20 protein-coding genes are annotated in these 20951 nt (G+C 30.1%); 6 read left to right on the top strand and 14 right to left on the bottom strand.

What is annotated here, in order from left to right; genetic code table 11:
• Window positions 1-33 precede the first annotated feature (33 nt).
• Window positions 34-261 (top strand): (2Fe-2S)-binding protein, encoded by a 228-nt coding sequence (locus ACZ5TJ_RS00205; protein WP_464200605.1) that lies wholly within the window; start codon window positions 34-36, stop codon window positions 259-261.
• Window positions 262-324: 63 nt separating this feature from the next.
• Complete coding sequence (locus ACZ5TJ_RS00210) at window positions 325-468, top strand: hypothetical protein (RefSeq protein ID WP_171991992.1); 144 nt, start codon at window positions 325-327, stop codon at window positions 466-468.
• 64 nt (window positions 469-532) lie between these two features.
• On the opposite strand, the gene ACZ5TJ_RS00215 is transcribed toward ACZ5TJ_RS00210, so the two are convergent.
• Window positions 533-1768 (bottom strand): NAD(P)-dependent oxidoreductase, encoded by a 1236-nt coding sequence (locus ACZ5TJ_RS00215; protein WP_464200606.1) that lies wholly within the window; start codon window positions 1766-1768, stop codon window positions 533-535.
• Window positions 1769-1928: 160 nt separating this feature from the next.
• On the opposite strand from ACZ5TJ_RS00215, the gene ACZ5TJ_RS00220 reads away from it, so the two are divergent.
• Window positions 1929-3107: a class I SAM-dependent rRNA methyltransferase gene (locus tag ACZ5TJ_RS00220; RefSeq protein ID WP_464200608.1), complete on the top strand. Its 1179-nt coding sequence runs from the start codon at window positions 1929-1931 to the stop codon at window positions 3105-3107.
• Window positions 3108-3288: 181 nt separating this feature from the next.
• Complete coding sequence (gene rbr / locus ACZ5TJ_RS00225) at window positions 3289-3876, top strand: rubrerythrin (RefSeq protein WP_464200609.1); 588 nt, start codon at window positions 3289-3291, stop codon at window positions 3874-3876.
• A gap of 73 nt (window positions 3877-3949) precedes the next feature.
• Here the strand turns inward: rbr and ACZ5TJ_RS00230 are convergent, their stop codons facing one another.
• The 4 genes from ACZ5TJ_RS00230 to ACZ5TJ_RS00245 all read right to left on the bottom strand — a co-directional run bounded on the left by ACZ5TJ_RS00230 (window position 3950) and on the right by ACZ5TJ_RS00245 (window position 8086).
• On the bottom strand, window positions 3950-4663 hold the full coding sequence (locus ACZ5TJ_RS00230) for a 2-phosphosulfolactate phosphatase family protein (protein ID WP_464200610.1): 714 nt from the start codon (window positions 4661-4663) through the stop codon (window positions 3950-3952).
• A 34-nt stretch (window positions 4664-4697) separates the two neighbouring features.
• Window positions 4698-5624, bottom strand: coding sequence for a tRNA modification radical SAM protein MnmL/YtqA (gene mnmL, locus ACZ5TJ_RS00235; RefSeq protein WP_464200611.1), 927 nt, complete (start codon window positions 5622-5624; stop codon window positions 4698-4700).
• 79 nt (window positions 5625-5703) lie between these two features.
• Window positions 5704-6786, bottom strand: coding sequence for a hypothetical protein (locus ACZ5TJ_RS00240; RefSeq protein ID WP_464200612.1), 1083 nt, complete (start codon window positions 6784-6786; stop codon window positions 5704-5706).
• A 277-nt stretch (window positions 6787-7063) separates the two neighbouring features.
• Window positions 7064-8086 carry an IS6 family transposase gene (locus tag ACZ5TJ_RS00245; RefSeq protein WP_464198879.1) on the bottom strand — a complete coding sequence of 341 codons (1023 nt, stop codon included), beginning with the start codon at window positions 8084-8086 and terminating at the stop codon, window positions 7064-7066.
• Window positions 8087-8209: 123 nt separating this feature from the next.
• On the opposite strand from ACZ5TJ_RS00245, the gene ACZ5TJ_RS00250 reads away from it, so the two are divergent.
• Complete coding sequence (locus tag ACZ5TJ_RS00250; protein ID WP_464200613.1) at window positions 8210-9280, top strand: YkvI family membrane protein; 1071 nt, start codon at window positions 8210-8212, stop codon at window positions 9278-9280.
• 28 nt (window positions 9281-9308) lie between these two features.
• Here the strand turns inward: ACZ5TJ_RS00250 and ACZ5TJ_RS00255 are convergent, their stop codons facing one another.
• The 9 genes from ACZ5TJ_RS00255 to murI form a co-directional block, all read right to left on the bottom strand.
• Window positions 9309-10553 carry a peptidoglycan-binding domain-containing protein gene (locus tag ACZ5TJ_RS00255; RefSeq protein ID WP_464200614.1) on the bottom strand — a complete coding sequence of 415 codons (1245 nt, stop codon included), beginning with the start codon at window positions 10551-10553 and terminating at the stop codon, window positions 9309-9311.
• Window positions 10554-10613: 60 nt separating this feature from the next.
• Window positions 10614-14189, bottom strand: a complete 3576-nt coding sequence (locus ACZ5TJ_RS00260) for a S8 family serine peptidase (RefSeq protein ID WP_464200615.1) — start codon at window positions 14187-14189, stop codon at window positions 10614-10616.
• 104 nt (window positions 14190-14293) lie between these two features.
• Window positions 14294-14971, bottom strand: coding sequence for a helix-turn-helix domain-containing protein (locus ACZ5TJ_RS00265; protein WP_464200616.1), 678 nt, complete (start codon window positions 14969-14971; stop codon window positions 14294-14296).
• A gap of 2 nt (window positions 14972-14973) precedes the next feature.
• On the bottom strand, window positions 14974-15342 hold the full coding sequence (locus ACZ5TJ_RS00270; protein WP_039312462.1) for a DUF3783 domain-containing protein: 369 nt from the start codon (window positions 15340-15342) through the stop codon (window positions 14974-14976).
• Window positions 15343-15365: 23 nt separating this feature from the next.
• On the bottom strand, window positions 15366-15890 hold the full coding sequence (locus ACZ5TJ_RS00275; RefSeq protein WP_464200617.1) for a peptidylprolyl isomerase: 525 nt from the start codon (window positions 15888-15890) through the stop codon (window positions 15366-15368).
• Window positions 15891-16031: 141 nt separating this feature from the next.
• Window positions 16032-16700, bottom strand: coding sequence for a DedA family protein (locus ACZ5TJ_RS00280; RefSeq protein WP_464200619.1), 669 nt, complete (start codon window positions 16698-16700; stop codon window positions 16032-16034).
• Window positions 16701-16713: 13 nt separating this feature from the next.
• Complete coding sequence (locus tag ACZ5TJ_RS00285) at window positions 16714-17256, bottom strand: undecaprenyl-diphosphatase (RefSeq protein ID WP_464200620.1); 543 nt, start codon at window positions 17254-17256, stop codon at window positions 16714-16716.
• A gap of 238 nt (window positions 17257-17494) precedes the next feature.
• Window positions 17495-17767: an STAS-like domain-containing protein gene (locus ACZ5TJ_RS00290; protein WP_464200621.1), complete on the bottom strand. Its 273-nt coding sequence runs from the start codon at window positions 17765-17767 to the stop codon at window positions 17495-17497.
• 233 nt (window positions 17768-18000) lie between these two features.
• The gene (murI, locus tag ACZ5TJ_RS00295; RefSeq protein ID WP_464200622.1) at window positions 18001-18780 is read right to left on the bottom strand and encodes a glutamate racemase; all 780 of its coding nucleotides are present in this window, start codon (window positions 18778-18780) and stop codon (window positions 18001-18003) included.
• A gap of 261 nt (window positions 18781-19041) precedes the next feature.
• Between murI and ACZ5TJ_RS00300 the strand changes: the two genes are divergently transcribed.
• On the top strand, window positions 19042-20943 hold the full coding sequence (locus ACZ5TJ_RS00300) for a type I glutamate--ammonia ligase (protein ID WP_464200623.1): 1902 nt from the start codon (window positions 19042-19044) through the stop codon (window positions 20941-20943).
• The last annotated feature ends 8 nt before the right edge of the window (window positions 20944-20951 follow it).

Genomic DNA, 20951 nt, shown 5'->3' on the forward strand with positions numbered 1-20951 from the left:
TATATAAATAAATTTAAAATCGGAGGAGTCTTTATGGAAAATAATAATGTAAATCAAGAAATAATGGATAAATTAACTAAGGTTTGTATTTGCAAGGCAATCTCTAGAGCAAAGATTAAAGATGCTATAAGAGATGGTGCTAGAACAATGGATGAAGTTAAAAAAGCAACTGGTGCTGGAACTGGCTGCTGTGGTGGTTCTAGATGTGTATTTAAAATACAACAATTAATTGAACAATATAATAACGGTGAATACAAATAAATTCCTAGAATTAAATCTTCTATAATGCAGAAACTAATTGTGTTATAGGAAGGAGGAATTTATATGAAACAAGAAAAGAGCGCAACTAATAATCAATGGGTTTCAACTCCAGTAGAATCAAAAGGTGATGCTACTTGCAGCAAAGAAAAAACTGCAGGTAACAATCAATGGACATCAACTAATAAAAACCCAATTGACAACAAATAAAATTAAGACTATTACATAATTGATTTTAGATCATTTTTGTAATAGTCTTTTTTTATTTCATTTATTATTTATGTTCTTCGCAATATTTTTCCATAGAATCTGCAACTATCTTAGCTTGTGCTACAGCCTGAACTACAGTCTTAGCACCTGTAACAACATCTCCTGATGCAAATACACCTTCTTTAGTAGTACTTCCGTCTACATCAGTTATAACAAGTCCCCATTTATTTGTCTCAAGTTTTTCAGTGCTTGAAACTATATATGTTCTTGGCTCTTGGCTTATTGCAACTATAACAGAATCACACTTTATAAACTCTTCCTGTCCATCTAAAGTTTTTGTTTGTATTTTCCCATCAATTTCTACATTTTCAGTTTTAACAACTTTAATTCCGTCTTCTAATATTTCAACTGGAGCTTTAAATAAATCAAATTCAACTCCATCTTCTTTTGCTTCTTCAATTTCCTTTTTAGTTGCAGTCATTTGATCAAAATGCTTTCTATAAACTATACATACTTCTTTAGCTCCATTTCTCTTTGCAGTTCTTGCAGCATCCATAGCAACATTACCTGCGCCAATAACGCATACCTTTTCTCCTAAATCATATACATCTGGTGCTTTTAAGTAATCAATAGCATAATGAACATTACCTAAAGTTTCACCTTTTATATTTAGCTTCTTAGCATTCCATACACCAGTACCTATAAATATTGCCTTATATCCGTCCTCAAATAATCTATCTAATGTTATAACAGAACCTATCATTATATTAGGTCTTATCTTAACTCCAAGTTCAACTAGCTTTTCTGATATTTTATCAACTATTTTGTTTGGAAGTCTGTATTCTGGTATTCCGTATCTTAATACTCCCCCAATTTTTTCGTGTGCTTCAAATATTGTAACTTTAAAACCTCTCTTAGCTAATATAAATGCAATTGTTATTCCAGCTGGTCCTCCACCAACTATTGCTATTCTATCTCTATTAGCTTCTGGCTTTTCAAATTTTGCACTGTTTAGGTATTTTAATGACAACTCTTCCTCCATCTCGTAGAAATGGATTGGTTCTCCTTTAATTCCTCTAATACAATTTCCTGCACACTGATCTTCATGAGGACAAACAATAGAGCAAACTGATGAAAGAGGATTATTTTCAAATAATATTTTTCCTGCTTCCTCAAATTTCTCTTCTCTATATAATTTTATTATCTCTGGGATGTCAGTACTTATAGGACATGCTGCCTTACATCTTGCATTTTTACATACTAAACATCTATTTGCTTCCTCATTTAAAAATAAATTCATAATTTCCTCCTAATACCTACTCTCTTTTGTTAATCTTTTATATAATATATTATCTATTTAGAAAAAAAACAAGTATTTTTATAATTATTTTATTTCCATAAGTTTTATATGTACTTATGTTATAATCTTAAAAGAATTAATTTGAAAGGAGCTAATTTAAATGGCTAGTAAATTCTACTTACATAAATTGAGCAAAAGAGCAAAGGCAGAACAAGGTAGACCTTGGATATATACAGACGAAATTAAAGAATATGATGGTGATTATCAAAATGGAGATATCGTTGAAGTTTATAATCACAAACATTACTTCATAGGTAAAGGTTACATAAATGATGCAAGTAAAATTGCAATTAGAATAATGACAAGAGATATAAATGAAGAAATAAATGAAGATTTCTTCAAGAAAAGATTTAAAGCTGCATGGGATTATAGAAAAACAGTAATTGATACTTCATCTTGTAGATTTATATTCGGTGAAGCTGACTTTTTACCAGGACTTACAGTTGATAAGTTTGAAGATTATTATGTAATTCAAATCTCAACACTTGGAATGGATAAATATAGAGATATAATAGTTAAAATATTAGTTGAAGAATACGGTGCTAAGGGAGTTTATGAAAGAAGTGACCTTAAAACTAGAGAAATTGAAGGACTTGAGCAAACTAAAGGTTTCTTAACTGAACCATTTGATACTAATATTCAAATAATAGAAAATGGTGTTAAATATATTGTAGATTTAGAAAACGGTCAAAAAACTGGTTTCTTCTTAGACCAAAAGGAAAATAGAAAAGCTATCCATAGAATATGTAAAGATAAAGACGTATTAGATTGCTTTACTCACACTGGTTCTTTTGCACTTAACGCTGGAATTGCAGGTGCAAAATCAGTCCTTGGTATTGATGTTTCACAACATGCTGTTGATTGCGCAACAAGAAATGCAGAAATAAATAACCTTCAAGATACAGTTAAATTTGAATGTCATAATGCTTTTGATGTTTTATCATCATGGTCAAAAGAAGGCAAAAAGTTTGATGTTGTTATATTAGACCCACCAGCATTTACAAAATCAAGAGATACAGTAAGCGGTGCAAAGAGAGGTTATAAAGAAATTAACCTTAGAGGATTAAAGATGGTTAAAGAAGGCGGATACTTTGTTACATGCTCATGTTCTCACTATATGTCTGAAGAATTATTAAAAGAAACTATAGCTCAAGCTGCACATGATGCACATAGAACATTAAGACAAATAGAATTTAGAACACAGTCATCAGACCATCCAATTCTTTGGAATTCTGATGAATCTTACTACTTAAAGTTCTTTGTGTTCCAAGTAGTTTAATAACATTTTCACATATTCAATATTATTCACATATACTTATTATATGACCTACAATATTAACTTAAAATCAATTGATTATAATTCTTAATAGGTATATACTTTATATTATAGCATTACGGAAAATAATTACTAATAAATATTTATTGTGTGTAATATATAATAAAAGAAGGAGTGAATAATTATGAAGAGTTTAAAAGGAACAGAAACTGCTAAAAATTTAATGAAATCATTCGCAGGTGAATGCCAAGCAAGAACAAGATATACTTATTTTGCTAGTAAAGCAAGAAAAGAGGGATACGTTCAAATTTCTAACATATTTATGGAAACTGCTGAAAATGAAAAGGAACATGCAAAGAGATTTTATAGCTTCTTAGAAAATGATTTCCAAGGAGAACCTTTAAAGATCGAAGCAGAATATCCAGTAGAATATCCAACTGATACAAAAACAAATCTTTTATATGCAGCTGAAGGAGAACATGATGAAAATTCAAATCTTTATCCTACATTTGCAAAGGTTGCAGAAGAAGAAGGATTCCCTGAAATTGCTGCATGTTATAGAATGATTACAATTGCTGAAAAAGCACATGAAAATAGATATAGAAAATTAGCAGCTAATATAGAAAACGGAACAGTATTTAAGAAAGATGAAACTGTCCTTTGGAAATGCGATAACTGTGGATTTATATTTGAAGGCAAAGAAGCTCCAGCTAAATGCCCAGCTTGCCTACATCCACAAGCATTCTTTGAAGTATTTAAAGAAAACTACTAAAAAAATAGAGGAAATACCCTCTACCATTGTAAAAAAGGTCAATCTAAAATTAAATTTTAGATTGACCTTTTCTTTATTTTAAAATGCGTCCATCTTTATATTCTGGAACTATTTTTGTAATATCTTTTTGCATTGCATAATGTATATCTTCCATTAAATCTAAATCCTTCATAACACCATAATGTCTTGCACTATGTATAAAGCTTTCTATTGAAGGATTGCTTTCATATATATAGTTTGCAGTTTTAGCTATATCAGTTAAATCTACTTTATTAGTTAATTTTAATATTTCATTTATTATATATCCTGAGCAAATAAAATCATCCATAGAGAACTCGCCATTAGTTCCTGCATTAACTATACATACATCATCGCCAAGCTCAACTAATTTTTCTGCAACAGCCTTTCCGTTTATCATAGCTCCAACAAATATTCTTTTTGCTTCTGTACATTCAGTTAATGTTCTTGTTCCATTTGTTGTTGTTATAATAACTGTTTTATCGTCTACAGTATCCTTTGTATACTCTAGTGGTGAATTGCATAAATCAAAACCTTCTATTTTTACAGCTCTTCTTTCTCCACCTAAAACATAACTATCTCTACTTAATGTTTTCCCCTTATTTAACGCTTCATCAACAGTTAAATATGGAATTACTTCTTTGCATCCATTCATAATGGCTGTAGTTATAACTGTAGTAGCTCTTAACATATCAATAACTACTACATTCTTATTTTTAATTTTACTTTCCTTTATATCATCTGCTGAAATAATGATATCTATCTTCATAAAAATCCCCCATCCTTTGCCTTTGTAAATCAAATTATTTAAATTCTTTTCCTTGGTATATTTCATTATCAACTAAAGCTTTATCTATTGCATTTAAAACTTCCCATTTCTTAAGACTCCACATCGGTCCTATTAAGAGATCTCTCGGAGCATCTCCTGTAAGTCTATGTACGACCATATCTTCTGGAAGCATTGCAATTGACTTACAAATTAAATCTATATAATCATCTTGAGATAAGAACTCAAGCTCTCCTCTTTCATATAATTTAACCATAGGTGTGTGTTTCATTAAGTGTAATAAATGAAATTTTATACCCTTTGAACCTGAGTGTGCTATGTAATCTACACTTTTAAGCATATCTTCTTTAGTCTCCCCTGGAAGACCAAATATACAATGTGTTACAAAGTCTATATTTCTTTCTTTTAATCTTCTTATTGCATCTTCATAAGCATCTAATTTATATCCTCTGTTTATTTTTCTTGCTGTTTCATCAGATACAGTTTGAAGCCCAAGTTCTACCCATACATAAAATTTCTTATTTATTTCTTCTAAAAGTTCTAAAACTTCATCTTGAAGGCAATCAGGTCTAGTCGCTATTGCAATTGCAACAACACCTTCTTGTTTTAAAGCTTCATCATATTTTCTTTTTAGCTCCTCTACTGGTGCATAAGTGTTAGTAAACGCTTGGAAGTATGCAATATACTTACCTTCCTTCCACTTTTTGTTCATCATTTCTTTTATGTCACAAAATTGCTTTGTTATTGATAATTCTCTATCACCTGCGTAATCTCCAGATCCACTTTCACTACAGAAAAGACATCCACCTTTACTTATAGTTCCATCTCTATTTGGGCATGAGAATCCTCCATCTAGTGATATTTTAAATACTTTTTCCTTAAATCTATCTCTTAAAAAATAATTTAAACTATGATATCTTTTTCCATTCCATTCCTTAATCATATTTTCCTCCATAGTACTTTCAATGAACCTTTTTTCTTTTATAATATCATAAGTAAAAATTTATTTCTTCTATACAATTTTATAGCTTACTTAATTCTTCTTTAGTTAGATCGATTACGTAGTCTCCTATTGCATCTTGATATATATCTTTATTTCCACTAGAACTATTAACAGTTATAATTAATTTAGATTGACTTCCGCCTTTATATGTAACTTCATATTTATCTATAGGGAATATTTTTTCAAAATCTATCTTTAAAGGTTCTCCATCTGGAGTTTTATAAATTTTTAATCCCATATTTTTACCCTTCATATACTGTACAATTAATTCACTGCCTTCTTCTGTAAACATCATCTTTTTTACAATACAATCTTTTAAAATATCATATCCTATTATATCTTGAGCTATAGGCTTTTCTATAATTTTTCTTAATTTGCTTTCGTCTATTTGCTTACTGTCATCTTGAGCTAACATATTACTAGTAGATGCAAATGTTTGCTTTGCATCTTCTATCATAGCAATTCCTATAAAACTATCTTTCCCATTATCTGTACTTAATGCAATTGTTCCACCTTTAAAGTCCATAGACATTACCCCAAATTTATCTTTTGGTACTGTAACCTTTTGAAGTGGAACTTTATCATCTTTAGTATATAACTCTAATGGTAGATCCTTTAGCCTTAAAATTAAATCACTATCACCAGTCCCCTTATTTACACCTCTAAGTTCAGACCCCTTTTGATATATTTGTCTTAAATTTTCACTTTTCACATCAGCTATTTTGTATTCTTTTCCACTCTTTTCAACCTTTAATGTATATTGATCTAAATCTGCTCCCTTATTTTTATTGTTTAATCTTATAGTATTAAAAATTATATAAGCACTTTGACCAGTCTCAGTTAGATTACCTGCTGCAAAAGCTATTATAGGTTCTTCCTCGATTTTTTTTACCTTATTGTTAGCAGCAACACTAGGTGATGATATAGCATTTGCACCTTCTATATCATTTGATACTAGTCTTTGCATATATTCTAATGCTGTAAGCTTAGCTGTTTGTACATTAAACATTCCATTGACATTCTGTCCATCATTATTTTTTGAACATCCTACTATAAAAATAATACATATAATAAAGCCAACTAATAATCTCTTTCTTCTCAATATTTTCTTCCTCCTTTTAATTTAATTCCTTTATAAAATTAGTTTTCCTTAGAAAATACAGCTTATTCATTTATAAATAGAATAAATCTTAAGTTTACTTTGTATATTTGTTAATAAGAATAATGAATCTGTTAAGTTGTTATGAAAAAATAGCTTAATAAATCATAGATTTTCTCGTTCTTTGAAAATTATATAAGTTTGACTATATTTGCGCATGGCAAATAAACCTGCAAAATATAATTTTTCAAGCAGGTTAATCAAAGATATTCTTAATAAATTAAGCAGCTATAAACCAAGATTGCCTAGATAAATTATCACTAGAGAAGCCAGCGACTTCAGCGGGAGTAAGGTTATTTAACGACCCATGAATTCTTATAAAATTATAGTGAAATATAAACATAAAAATAAGATTATTAGCTTTTTCAAATGAGTTAAATCCTTTTTTGGACTTATACCAAGCTTTAAAAGTCTTATTAAAAGATTCTATAAGATTATTATTTATATCACTAGACATTGGCTTAACTGGTACATGTTTTGTTTCCGGTAATAGCGTAGCTATCGCTTCGTTATAAGCTGGCCATCTATCTGTAATTAGGTTAGAGGGTGAACCATATTTTTTAGCTTCATTGATCAGAGAAAAAGCAGAGCTTTCATTTCTATATCTACTTAAATGAAAAGATATTATAAATCGCGTTTCAGAGTCTATAACTAACCATAAATAATGTTTTACTCCGTTAATAAAAACAACAGTCTCATCAGCGTGCCAATCGTCAGATTGCAAATCTACTTGTTGTTTAAAGTTATCTGCTTTGAGTTTAAAGTATGGAGCAAATTTATTGCTCCAGTTAGCGATAGTTACATGAGACACTTTTATATTAAAGGTGTTCATAAGAAATTGAGATATAGCTCTAGTTGATGTATTGTTCAAGTAATATAATGTTAGTGCTGTAATAATAATTTGTAATGGGAATCGCATTCCTTTCATAGAAAGGGCCCCGGTAATAGCTTCGCTAGATGGTGAATCAATATTAAAATTATGATGTTGCACAATAATATGATTACATTTTTTATTATTACATTTATATCTATTATAGTGTTTGTAAGAATGATGTAAATAAGTTCCTTTATCACACTTTGGACACTTAGGATACTTCATTTTAGGAACTCCATCACCATCGCTAGCGATGAATTGGCGCTTACATTTTTTACATTGATATTTTTGATTAGCCTGTTTGTCAAAACCAAATTTATATAGTTTATTAGAGTGACAACGAGGGCATCTAATATTTGTTTTGTTCATTGTTTTCTCTCTCCTTTTCTAGGGGGTAATTTAGTCTTTGCAAACTTATTGTATTTCCTAAGGTTGAGAGAATCAATGTTCATATAACTTAACAGATCGAGAATAATTTTAAGGAGGTTTATTTTGAAAAAAGAATGGTCAAAAGTTTTTCAAGTTGCAGTTGTCTTTATTGGAACAATTGTAGGCGCTGGGCTTGCTTCTGGTAAAGAAATTTCTAACTTCTTTACATCATTTGGACCTTTAAGCTTTATATGTATACTTTTTTGTGGAACATTTTACATTATAATAAGTAATATGATATCTAAGATTAGTATAAAATATGAGCTTGAATCTTATAGTGATGTAATAAATAAAATAAGTCCAAACTTTTTTGGAAAAATAACTGGTTTAATAACTACTTTTTATCTAATATGTAGTGCATCAATAATACTTGCAGGTAGTGGTGCTTTAATAAATCAGTTTTTTGGTATTCCAAAGATAGTCGGCTCAATAATTATGATTGTAATTGCTCTATTTTTCTTACTTCGTGGTACTGATGGATTAATAGAAGTTAATTCTTTTATAGTACCAACTTTAATAATAACAATCTCTACAATTACAATTCTTTATTTTGTTTTGTGTGGAGATGTATTTTCTATTGAAAACATATTAAGCTTTACTCCCAAAAAGGAAAGTGGCCTCGCTTTATCTACAATACTTTATATGGGATATAATGTACTTTGTTTTTCCGGTGTTCTTGTTCCTTTAAGTACGAGGATTAAAAAGACAAAGACTATGACTTTAGGAGTATTCTTTGGTGCATTAGGACTTACTTTACTTTGCTTAATGATAAATTTACTTCTTACAGTAAATCAACCTTATATATATAATTTAGAAATACCACTTCTTTTTGTTGCAAAAAGGTTTAGTCCAATCATTCAAGCATTGCTTTTAATGGTTATTTTACTTGAGATGTTCTCAACTGAAGTATCAGATATATACTCCATAGCAAAAACTTTGGAAAAAACTTTTAAGATTAGTTTTAAAAAGGGTGCATTATTAATAATATTAATAGCATTCCCTATTTCCCAAATAGGTTTTGGTAACTTAATTGCTACCCTTTATCCACTATTTGGTTTATTAAGCTTAATCTTTATTTCGCAAAGTATTTACTTCTATTTTAAAAATAGAAAAGTTTTAAATAATCAAAAATAAGAGTCTGAATTCCAGACTCTTATTTTTATTATCTTAATTCTGCTATTCTAGTTACTCCAACGTATACTTCAGATATCTTGTACCAAGTTGCAAAATCTACTATACCTGATTGTGGAAGCTTAAATATACTTTGGAATACTTTAACTTGTTGTGAAGAGCTATTTCCAAATATTCCGTCTACAGCCACCTTAGGTATTAATGGGTAATTATCAGCTATCCTATTTAAAAATTCTTGAATCGAACGTACCGGTTCTCCTCTAGAGCCAATTGTTAAAGCATACCCTGGGTAAGACTTCGGACTTCCTTTTACTTGCTCTGCTGTTGTAAGTTCTATATCTGTTCCATAATATCTAGTTAATATATTAAACGGTTCAACACCTTGATCTCCTAATGCTTTACTTCCCCACTGACTAAGCCATTCTGGGCAGCTAACATTTTTACCATCACAATATTGAGTTAAAAGTGGTTGCTTTCTTCCTATTCTTCTTACATATGTTGAAAAGATTTCATCAACAATATTACTTATATTTTCGTAAATATTTCTACCAAAAGAGAATGCATGATCATAAGCTGTTGAATTTGTAATATCAAAATTCTTTCCTTTAGATCTATACCATTCTGTATATATTCTATTTAATGTAAATGAGATAATACAAAATACATTTGCAGTTATTGTACTTCTAGACCAAGTTGAATATATTTCACTTGAAGCAACATTTTTAATATATTCCTTAAATGGTACTGTACGATTTGGCCCAGATGAATTAGGTCCTCCTTCATGAACCACTATAAACTCTGGTATTACAGGCTTAGGTAGTACAACTCCACTAGATGGTGGTGGAAGCAATTTATCTACTTCTTCTGGTATTTTACTTGGGAAATTCCCAAATAACCTATTATCAGGTATTTGTATTATTTCTGCTCTATTACTTCTAGTATTTGATGTTTCTACTAAATTGCATCTTTGATATGCCGTTTCTCTAGGGAAAATTTGACACCCTTTAATTGTAAGCGGATTAAACCCCTCCCTATTTATAGTTATATCACATAGGCTATAAGGCCTATTTGCATTTTCCGGATTTTGAGAATATTCAAAAGGTGGCGCATCTAACTGTATAGCTTGTGTAAGACCTGAGGAATCAGTAACTAAATCAAACTCCATAGGTTGAGGATTTGGAGATTCTGTTTGAACTACTGTTGCCTTAGTCCCATCTACAGGTATGAAGTCATCTCCATTGAAACATTGAATTATTAAATTTCCTTTTTCGGCCATAATATACTCCTTAACATTACTTTTATAATCAATTTATGCACAATATAATTTATTTGTGCTTTAATTATCTGGTCTTCTTATAAATAAATTATCTATATAAAATTCAGTATCTATTTTCTTAGGTAATTCTAATTCTCTGCTTCTAGTACTTTCAAATATTCCTCTTAAGCTTAATATTCCATATCCCCATTCCCTATTTGGATAAATTTCTCCTTCTCTCTTTTGGGTTCCTCTTATTATATAAGTTCTCATTTTTACAGAATACATATCTGGGTCATTCTCATCTACTATTCCCCATTGAAGTAATAGCGCACATATTCCGGCAAGAACAGCCCCTGCAATAGATGCACCACTTGCTACTTTTGTTTGACCACCTGGTGCTAGTACTAATGCATTAATTCCTCCAGCAACAACATCTGGCTTAACTCTTCCATCTCTAGTATTTCCCCTACCTGATGCTCCAACTGTTGCATTATTATTTTGATTATAGAACCCTGCAACAAGTATTCTTTGGCTTGTTGAAGGTAACATAGTTGTTGTATATTGATTTGAATTTAGGAATTTAGTATCTCCTTCTAATAATTCTCTCTGAGGAATCCAAGCATTATAATTTCCGTCAACTACATATTCTCCTATTAATTTAAATTGCCATATTCCTTCTCTTAGATTACTCATTCTTATAGAAATAAGTTCATCACCACTTATCTCTTCCGGTATAAAGTACTGTATTTTCATTATTGTTCCTTCAAATACAAATTTAATTGTTTCTACTTCCTGTAATTTTGCCGGTATATATTTTATTACTTCCCCAGATGGTGATGTTATTGATAATGCTACTTTATCAGGTTTATTGCACCATATTTGCATAACCAATTCTTTTTGCAAGCTTGATGCTAAGAGTTCAATGGTTTTAGTATCCCCAGTTGTACTTAATGTTCCTGTCGTATGAGTATCCGTATTACCTTCATTACCTGTTGATGTAACAACTACAAGACCTCTTCTCTTAGATACATCATCAATATATCTTTCAACTATTGCAGTACCATCATGTCCACCCATATTATTACCAAGGGGAATATATATAACAACTGGTTGATTAAGCCTTAAACCTTCTCTAAGAATATATTTTATTGCTAATAAAATATCTACATTTTCATAGCCTATTACATTTTCTTTAGTGACTCCAAAATCTCTTAAATATGATCTAGATGCCTGTCTTAATTTAACAATACAAAGATCACAATCTGGTGCAGCTCCAATAAACCTTGGATCAACTCCACGACCTGCAATAAGCCCTGCAATCATAGTCCCATGACCAATCTCATCCCTGCTATTAACTATACTATATGGGTCTCCTCCATCCATTCCAATCCTTATAGCTTCATCTATTTGCTCTGGATAAAAATTTGTACCATAAAAATTTATATTTCCGCCTCCAACAGTTTGATCCCATATAGATACTATTCTAGTTGTATTATCTTCTCTCATAAATTCTTTACTCATATAATCAATACCAGTATCTATTATTCCAACTAATACTCCTCGTCCATTAAGGTTTAAGTAGGGATTATTATGGAATAAAGTCGCTCCAGATGCTTCAACAGGACTTATATCAGTTAGAGTATATACTGGTGATGATTCAACATGGACTATTACTGCTTTATTATCCATTATTATCTGATCGATTCTATCTGCTGGTGCCTCTATTATTGCGAAATTTTCATCAAGTTTATTAACAATTAACCCTGGAGTAATACTAGCTACTTCATCAATATTACCTGCATACTCTACAATTCTTCTTACAGTTTCATTTTGCTGTCTAGATTCATTATTATCATTTTTATTCTCCTGACTAGGCTCATTATTGTCAGTTCCAATCTGTTTCCTAGACTCATTATCATCAGTTCTGAAAACAGCAGGCATTTGTGGAACATTTAATATTAATCTGACTGTTTCTAAAGCATCGTAGGCACAAACTCTTCCATATCCCCACAATGGATTTGGATAAGTTAAATTTACTCTATCTCTACTTGCACCTCTTACCATATAACTTTTAAGTCTCTCTCCGTATAAAAATCTATCATTATTTTTAAGAATTCCCCACTGCATCATAAGTGCAGCAATTCCAGCAACGTGTGGTGTGGCCATTGAAGTTCCGCTTTTGACGTCAAAGCTCCTATTTGGTATAGGCGCCCTTATCCCCTCCCCTGGCGCTACTATATCTGGCTTAGTATCACCAAGTTCTACAACTTCTTTACCTCTTCCACTAAAACTTGATATTGTATTAGTAATGTAATTATAGCTACCTACAGATATAACATTTTGTACAGTTGCTGGTATTCCTAATGTATTATACAGTGTAGGCCTTAAGAATTTTGTATTTACATTAAGACCTTCTGCAATAGGAATCCACATGTCATATTCTCCACCGTAATTATTTCTTAATCTTAAAGTTATTTTCCATTCTCCAGAAATTAAATAAGTAGATCCTGCAATTATACTTATTAAGACTTCGCCAAGTAAGTCAAATGGTTTTGGTCCAGTCATAAAGAATACTACTCTGTCTGCATCTAAAAATGCTTCATTTAATCCTTCCCTTATTTCTATTTCTCCAGTTGATATACCAGTTGCATTAGTTATTTCTATACTTATTCTTGATAATACTTCATGATATAGTGATATTTGAAGTGATGTCTCATCTTCAGCAATATTTAATGCTATAGTTTGTGTGCTCCTAAGCTCCCCTGATACATGATGAGATGCTGCTCCTTCATTACCAGCTGCAACAACTACAGTTATTCTTTCCAAATCACATACTGTACTAATATATTTCTCTAAAAGTGAGCTTCCATTATGTGCTCCATCATTAGTACTTAAACTTAAGTTAACAACAAGGGGCATATTAAGTTCCTTCCCTTTATCTACTAAGAACTTAAGTCCTCTCATTATTTGAGTACTTAATGCAAATCTTCCTCTAGTTGATTTGACCATCATAATTGAACTTTTTGGTGCAACTCCATAATCTGATGTAGGTATCGCTCCCCCAGCACATGCTATTCCTGCTACATGTGTACCATGTTCAATAATATCGTTTGATGGCACTATACTAAATGGATCATTGCTTTTTAGTGCCTCATTAATTTGACTTTTATTGTATACAGCTCCATTTAAACTAAGATCGTAAATATATTCTATTCTAGTTGTTCCATCATCTAACCTGAATGCGGGATGCGTATAATCTATTCCAGTATCAATAAATCCTATTACCATTCCCTCACCAAGCACCCCAAAGCTATTTTGTGCTCTTTGTACACAAGCTGCCCTATTACTCGAACTATCAGATGTATATAATGATTTTGGAAGTTCAATATATCTTATACTCTCTACTTTTGTTAAATCTCTTAACTTATCCACAGGTATATTAACTATTCCATATCCATACCCTAAATCTTCGTACTTTCCTCCTAAGTTATCCACAATTTGTGATATGTTGTCCACATTATCCCCAGCTAATATTGAAACTTCTATAGTATTTTGTTCACTTATTCCATTTTTATTAAAGTAGTTTAATCTATTTATCACATCATCAGTTAAAGATCTATATAGTTCTAAATAAGTATCTAACTTACCTTCCACTAAGTTTTCACCTCAAATTATATTTCTCCTACAATATCTTATGAATGTTTATAAATTTGGATAATAAAAAAAGCCACTTAATTACTTAAGTGACTTTTTATTAACTAAAGTTTTATTTCTACTGATTCTAATTTAGCTATAACTTTAAGATTTCTAACTTCTAGTGTTTCTGTCATTATACTTCCTCTATTGCTCATAAGAAGTACTTTTGAATTATCTAATTTCTTAACTTCTCTTATCTTAGTTTCTCCTTTGTAATTTACAAGATAGAAACCATTTTGAGTAAGTTCAGTAACTAAATATCCAAATACTAAATCACCTTTTAGCATTCTAAATCCGCTCATTTCATCATCTGAAACCTCAATATATAATACTTTATCTTGAGGGTGTCCAAGAACCTTATTAGAATGAATAGGAAGTTCTTTATGTCCTTTTATATTTTTTAAATTATAATCATATATTGGAACATTTTTAAGTACAGAAGAGAATGCATTTTCCCAAACTTCATTTGCTTTATTATCCTTTTTAAAGTTTTTAGCTGATTCTCTTTGTGCCTTTTTTTCTTCCATTAAATCTTCATCAGTTACTACCATACTTATATCATTTAAATCAGTATTTAATATTTTTGAAGCTTTATTTATAAAAGATTCTTGCGCTATCTTTCTTCCAAGTTCAACTTCATTTATATACTTTTCTGAAACACCAAGCTTTTTAGCTAATACTTTTTGAGGGATATTAGCTTTAAGTCTTGCTTCTTTTATTCTTTCTCCAACTCTACTCAAGGTTACTTACTCTCCTTTTGGTTTTTAGCATACCATTCTCTTTCTTCAAGTAAATGTCCTAATAAATATCTAAATGACCAGTTACGTGAAATTGGTGTTACAACCGCAAGTACACCGCCTTTAACAGCGCTTCTTATCTTCTTGATTGATGCACTAACTTCTTTGTCTGAGAAGCCATTAAATAATATAGCTTTCTCATTCATTCCGTCAACTATTTCAATAACCTCTTCATTTAATTTCCCACTTGCTATTTCGTGAACTTTTAAATCCACCATTTCTGGTTTTATTTCTATAACCTTAGATATTAATCTTAATGAATTTATCTCATCTTTTGATAATCCATATACTAATAATGCTTTATTATTGTTCACTCAGCTCACCTCTTATTTCTATACTAATCTTCTTTTATATTTGGCTCTTTTGCAGAGTAATCTCCTAGATCAACAGATACTTTCTTAATTTTTTGATCTTCATATGGTCTATCATTGTAATCTCTCTTTTGGTTTACTATTTCATCACAAACATCTAAACCTTCAATAACTTTACCAAATGAAGCATATTGACCATCTAAGTGTGGTGCATCTGATGTCATTATGAAGAATTGGCTTCCAGCTGAATCTGGGTGCATAGCTCTAGCCATTGATAATACTCCTCTTGTATGTTTTAAATCATTTTTGAATCCATTTCTTGAGAATTCTCCTTTTATTGAGTATCCAGGACCGCCCATTCCTGTTCCTTCTGGACATCCACCTTGAATCATGAATCCAGGTATTACCCTATGGAATATTAAACCATCATAGAATCCCATGTTTATTAAATGTATAAAATTATTAACTGTATTTTCTGCTACTTCTGGGTATAATTCGGCTTTTATAACGCCTCCGTTTTCCATTTCAATTGTTACTATTGGATTTTTCATAACAAATTCTCCTTTCAAAGTTAAACCTAGTATTTATTATTGTCAAAAAAATCATATAAATTCATACATTTCTTTAACTATAATATTAATACATATACTGAAATTATATATTATTTGGGTTTATTAAACAATTATTATTAGCTACTCATTTTCTTCAAGCTGCACATTTTTATTGTTAGATAATTTAGCTTTTAATATACTAATCACACCAGGTAAAATAGATATAAATATGATTGCTATTATAACTACTGAGAAGTTTTTTGCTACAAACGGTATGTTACCAAAGAAAAAGCCTAAAGCTGCTACTATACATACCCAAAGTGCTCCCCCTATTGCATTAAATGTTATGAAATGCTTATAATTCATTTTTCCTATTCCTGCAACGAAAGGTGCAAATGTACGAACTATTGGTATAAACCTAGCTATAACTATTGTTTTACCACCATATTTATCATAATATGCATTCGTTTTTTCAATATACTCCTTTTTTATAAACCTAGAATTTTCTCTATTTATAAGTTTCTGTCCAATATGTCTTCCAATTTCATAATTACTAGTATCACCAAGTATTGCGGCTACCGCTAGTACAACTAAAAGTATTCCTATATTTAATGCTCCAGTTGCTGCAAAGGCTGCTGCTGCAAATATTAGTGAATCTCCTGGTAAAATTGGAGTTACTACAAGACCTGTCTCTAAAAATATTATTAAGAATAATATTAGATACGTTGCTAAACCATAGTTACTTATAAGAACGCCTAAATACTTGTCTAGGTGAAGTACTATATCAATGAATTGATTTATAAAACTCATTTTTTACACTTCCTTATTTAATTATATTAATTACTTTTCTTTCAACGCATTCATATATATTTGATACTATATTTTTTAAAAATCTATTATATATTAAGCTTGTAATAATAACTAATATGTATGCTCCAATTACATCTGTTGGGTAGTGATGTCCAACATAAATTCTTGAAAAACCAACTAAAACTGATAAGATTGCATATACCCATCCCATAGCCTTACTAAACATTCCAAAACCTAATGCTATACTCATTGTTGCAGTTGCATGATCACTTGGAAATGATGTATCTGCTGCATGATAATAAAGCACGTTAGCTCTATGACTTACAAATGGTCTTGGTGAATATACTAACTTACCTATAATAAAACTTAAAATTAAGTTTATTATTGTAAATACTACTGTGCTTACTGCCATCTTTCTATATTTTATCTCTCCCTTAATCATTCCAATTATAAATGTAACGACTATAGTAAGTGCAAATATATAAGGTAAATACTTAGAACAAAAAATCATTATATGATCTAAAGTAGCATTTTTATTTGCTAAATCGTTAATCATATGGAATACTCCCATGTTTAAACTCATATCATTATCCTTTCTTTATTTAATTTATTTCTATGGATATTATATACTTTTTTTATTAAATATAAATTAATTAAAAATTAATTAAAAATAATAACTTAAAAATTGGTTATTTTGGTTATTTTGCAAAATAAAAAAAGCCACCTCCTTAATCTTTAAGGATGGTGGCTTTTTAAATTGCTTTAAAAATTCACTCATATTTTACCTCATATTATTAATTTAAGAATGTTGTTCCCATTACAACTCTTGCAAAATCATTGTAGTTTGTTAAGTTCTTAACATTTATAGCATTAAAAATTTCATCTCTACCTTTTTCATTTATTAATTGATTGAAAAGACAAGTTAAGAATGTACTTGGTACTCTATTTAAACCTTCAAAGTCTAAAGTTACTTCTTTTCCTAAGTTGTTCTTTATTTGATCTCTTAGTATTATAGCGTCCTCAACAGCAAAGTTTTCTCCTAAAAATTCTTTTACATTTATCATCATAATAATCACCTCTAGTTATTTATTCATTCTCAGTTGCGTTTCTTTTTATAATTTTCTGAAAATTCTTTCTACACTTATAATATACCAAGTACCTATTTCTTTGTCAAGTATTTAACAAAGTTTTTTATAAAATTTCTTTTCATTTTTATTTCAGAGTAAATATCTTAGTTTGTTATATAAATAAAGATGTATTTTACAAAAATACATCTTTATTTATATATATTCTTTTATATTTATACTCTAATTAAATTTTTACTTAGATCTATAACTTCATCTTTGCCGCAAGAATTATAAAATTCTACTTTTCCTTTTTCATCCCTATCATTTATAAGATCTGCTTCTTTAAGTCTTCTTCTAAGTTCCCTTACAGTACCTTCTCCACCATCTATTATAGGAATATCTTTTCCTACAACTTCTCCTAACGTATCCTTTATAAAAGGATAATGAGTACATCCAAGTACTATTGCAGCTATATTCTTATCGTCGCTTTCATATTTCTTAAACTTATCTCTTAAATAATTTTTCACTCTATCACTATTTAGTTCTCCACTTTCGATAAACTCTACTAGTCCATCGCAAGGCATTTTTTCTATAGTTGCAACTTCACTATATTTATCCATAAGTCTTTCGAATTTATCATGTGATAATGTAAAAGGAGTTGCCATTATAACAATATCTCCTTCTCTATTTAATTCTACTGCTGGTTTAACTGCTGGTTCTATTCCCACTATAGGAATATCTTTATATACTCTTCTAAGTTCAGCCACAGCAGCACTAGTTGCAGTATTACAAGCAACTACAATAGCCTTAGCCCCTTTATCTAATAAAAATTTAACTGCATCAAAAGTTAAATCCCTAACCTCACTCATTTCCCTTGTACCGTATGGAGCATTTTTGGAATCTCCAAAATATATGTAATTTTCATTTGGCATAAGTTTTAGTGCTTCTCTCATTACACTTAATCCGCCTACTCCTGAATCAAAAAAACCTATTGGCAATTGTTTTCTATTCAAAGCATTCACTCCACTCTTTTTTATTTACTTCATATTTTATAACTTTATAAAAAATAAATCCATATTTACTTATTATTTTGTACATTTTAAAAACGTAATATTTTATTAAGTTTATTGACTGTACTGTAATATTGTAGTAAAATTTTTCTAAGATTTTATTTAACGAATATTTTCTAAATAGTTAATAATTTCATTCGACTTTATATTAGAAAGGATGTGAATTTATTCTAGATGTACAAGCCATATGTCTAGGGTGATTTTATGATTAATGATTTAATTTACACAATACCAAGCAACAATCACAACAAAAAGGATATAGTAGATATACTATCAGAAAATACTCAGATCAAATTTGTATCTTTAGTCGGAATAGACTTATCAGGAAATGACACTGATGAAAAAATCCCTACTAAACTATTTTTAGAAGATTTAGACTCATTTTTAGGCGGTGTTGCCGTTCAGACAGATGGTTCTTCTGTTGTACTACCAGGAATTGCAACTTTAAATAACGCTAAAGTAGATATGGTTGCAGACTTAGATTGTAACTGGTTCGTAGACTATAATTACGATAATATAGATGAAGAAACAAACAGACCTATAGGTACACTTAGAATACCTTGCTTCCTTTACCATGATGGTGTCGCAGTTGATTCAAGATTTTTATTAAAATCTTCAGTTCAAACCTTTAAAGATTCCCTATGGGATATCCTAGATAAAAACCCTAAATTATTAGAAGTTTTCAATATTAAAAAAGATGATATAGAAGATATAATTCTTACATCAGCTACTGAATTAGAATTTTGGGTTAAGACACCAAATGATACTGCTGAAATTGAAGAATTATCAACTTCTCAAGTATTACATGAACATTATTGGACTAGAACTAAAGGTAATGTTAGAACTGCCTTAGAACAAACTCTAGTACTTATGGACAAATATGGTTTTGAACCTGAAATGGGACACAAAGAAGTAGGTGGAATCAAAGCTAAACTTGAAAGCACAGGTAAGTTCAATCACATAACAGAGCAACTTGAAGTTGACTGGAAATTCTCTTCTGCACTACAAGCTGCTGATAATGAACTTTTCGTTAGAATACTTATACAAGAAGTATTTAGAAGAAATGGACTTGAAGTTACTTTCATGGCAAAACCAATTGATGGTGTTGCAGGATCAGGAATGCATATACACTTAGGTGTTAGCGTTAAATTAAAGAACGGAAAAAGAGTTAACCTATTCCACGTTCCTAAAGAACACTTCTTAAGTGAACTAGGGTATGGAGCTATTATGGGAATGCTTAATAATTATGAAGTTATGAATCCATTTATATCTTCAACAAATAATGCTCTTAAAAGATTAAAACCAGGATTTGAAGCACCAGTTTGTACTGTAACTTCATTAGGTTTAACTCCTGATAATCCTTCAAGAAATAGAACAGTTCTTATTGGATTAATAAGAGATTTTGAAAGCCCTATGGCAACTAGATTCGAACTTAGATCACCAAATCCACATACAAATACTTATATAGCAATCTCTGTATCATACTTAGCTATGTTAGACGGTATCTTATATGCTGGAAACTCAAAAAAATCAATGGATGATTTATTAAAAGAATTATCTAAGAAACCTGGTGAACATGCTGAATATCTTGAAGATAGTAGAGCTTATAGAAGTGAAGAAGATGTATTTGAGCACTTCACTGAAGAAGAAAGAAATGAATACTTCGGAAAAGCACCAGCTACTGTTTATGAAAATTTATCACAACTTGAAACTTTCAAGGATAAACTTTCAATACTACAAAGAAATCCATCATTTACAGATCAAATAATAGAAAGCTTTAAAATTGCTGCTATGGAAAGATGGGCAACAGAAATAGAACATAGAGTAATGAATAACTACTCTAACCAAATAAGAGGTTATAGAGTTCTTCACGCTCTTGATAAAGCACAAGATTTAGATATATCAAATTGGAACGAAATAAATAAATTAAGATATTATTTAATGAAAGATACATTTAATAGTAAGTGCTTATTTACTAGAACAAAAAATGCATTTAAAGATGGAGATTATAAGCTAGCTTCTAAACTTTATTTAGAAATTGAAGAAAAAATGACTATATTAAGAGAATTATATTCAACATACGAAAAAAACCTTTTAGACTTATAATATTTTCT

The organism is Clostridium budayi (assembly GCF_055396605.1).